Origin of the sequence: Microcoleus sp. BR0-C5 (genome assembly GCF_036705045.1) — a bacterium.
Classification (GTDB): domain Bacteria; phylum Cyanobacteriota; class Cyanobacteriia; order Cyanobacteriales; family Microcoleaceae; genus Microcoleus.
In genome coordinates this window covers 1-1,727 of record NZ_JAUBTR010000187.1, presented here as the reverse complement: position 1 = coordinate 1,727, position 1,727 = coordinate 1, and the positions used below count along the sequence as shown (strand labels likewise).

Annotated in this window: 2 pseudogenes; one reads left to right on the top strand and one right to left on the bottom strand. The window is 39.5% G+C overall.

The features are described from left to right. Positions 1-160: 160 nt before the first annotated feature. A pseudogene (locus QUB08_RS31800) lies at positions 161-1,361 on the top strand (ISAs1 family transposase). Between the two features lie 185 nt (positions 1,362-1,546). Here the strand turns inward: QUB08_RS31800 and QUB08_RS31795 are convergent. Further along, positions 1,547-1,727 (bottom strand): annotated as a pseudogene (locus QUB08_RS31795) (IS66 family transposase); the annotation flags it as partial.

Genomic DNA, 1,727 nt, shown 5'->3' with positions numbered 1-1,727 from the left:
AAAAGGTTGGCGATTGCTCCTTCGGATATCTTGAGTCCAAAAACTTCCGCCAAGATTCCCGACAGCCGTTCGTAGCCAGGGTAAACGCATCTTAATTTCAACCTAAAACATGATAAGATGAAGTATTGGGCTAAATCAAGTGCGTAATTAGGTGCGATCGATGGCGAAAGGGTTTACTTCGACTTTAACTGACCAACAAAAAACAATAGGTGTATCGAACCAGACACACTTATTGAACGCTTGTTTTTTAAACCATTTTGGAACCTTGACCGATCCAAGAATAGAAAGAAGTAAACAGCATTTATTAATAGATATTGTAGCAATTGCGATTCTAGCTGTCATCAGCGGTGCAGATGGATCGGTCCGCAATAGAACTCTATGGAACAACCAAATATGAATGGCTGAAAGGTTTTCTAGAACTGCCGAATGGAATTCCTTCTCATGATACATTTAGTCTCCTTCTTTGCTCGAATTGAACCGCAGCAGTTTCAAGAGTGTTTTTTGAGTTGGATAAATTCAATCACCCAAAAGTTGGAGCTAGAAGTCATAGCCATTGATGGCAAAACAATGAAACAATCTTATGACCGGAATCACAGCCAAAAACCATTGCATATAGTCAGTGCATGGTCTTCATCCCATCAATTAGTTTTAGGACAAAAAAAGTCAATAAGAAATCCAACGAAGTGACGGCAATTCCGGCTTTATTAGAGCTGCTATAAATTGCTGGAAGCATAATAACCATCGATGCTTTGGGATGTCAGAAAGAAATAGCAGCGCTCATAATTAAGAAGAAAGGAGATTATCTTTTAGCGCTAAAAGGGAATCAAAAACTTATTCATAAAGACGTAAAAAACTGGTTTGAATTAGCTCGAAAAGAAGAGTTTGGTGGCAGAGAGCATAGCTATTATCAACAAATAGAAGCCGGGCATCATCGAGTTGAAAAAAGACAAATTTGGACGGTGGCAGTCTCAGAGCTTCCATCTCTTCATAATCAATCATTATGGACTGGATTAAAAACGGTTGTGATGATCGTAAGTGAAAGACGTTTGTGGAATAAAACAACCACAGAAGTTCGCTTTTATTTGAGTAGTTTAGCCAGTAATGCCGAGAAGATTTCTCAAGCAATTCGCAGTCATTGGGGTATTGAAAATAGCTTACATTGGACATTGGATGTTACTTTTTGTGAAGACAAGAGTCGGATTCGTAAAGATAATTCTCCTGAAAACTTTGCTCTTCTACGTCGTTTAGCCATCAATTTACTGAAACAAGAAAAAGGATTTAAAGGAAGTTTAAAAATGAAGCGGTATCTGGCGGGAATGGATAATAATTATTTAGTCCAAATCTTAAACTCTGCCAGTTAACGCTCGAAAACTCAAACAGATTCCCGATCTAAATTGATTCAGCTTCGAGAATTCAGAAGTTCTTAAAGCTCGATTTTTACTGGGTTAATTCCATCGGATTTAAGAGTTTTAAGAAGGATTTTTTCAGAAAAAGACTCACGCACAAATATGATTTTCTGTCAACTTAATTTAGATGCGTTTACCCTGCGTTCGTAGCCGATCGCATGAGTGTAGCGCAGATATGTAACTAAGCTTTGAATCTCCCGGCCAAATGGTGAGCCTGGTTCCATTCCAGCAGGTACCGGGGCCTGATACTCGGTTTGACAACAGGGGCTGCGACCGCCATAGAGCTCTCGGCGGGTGACTATCGGACGAATTGGTGGTAGT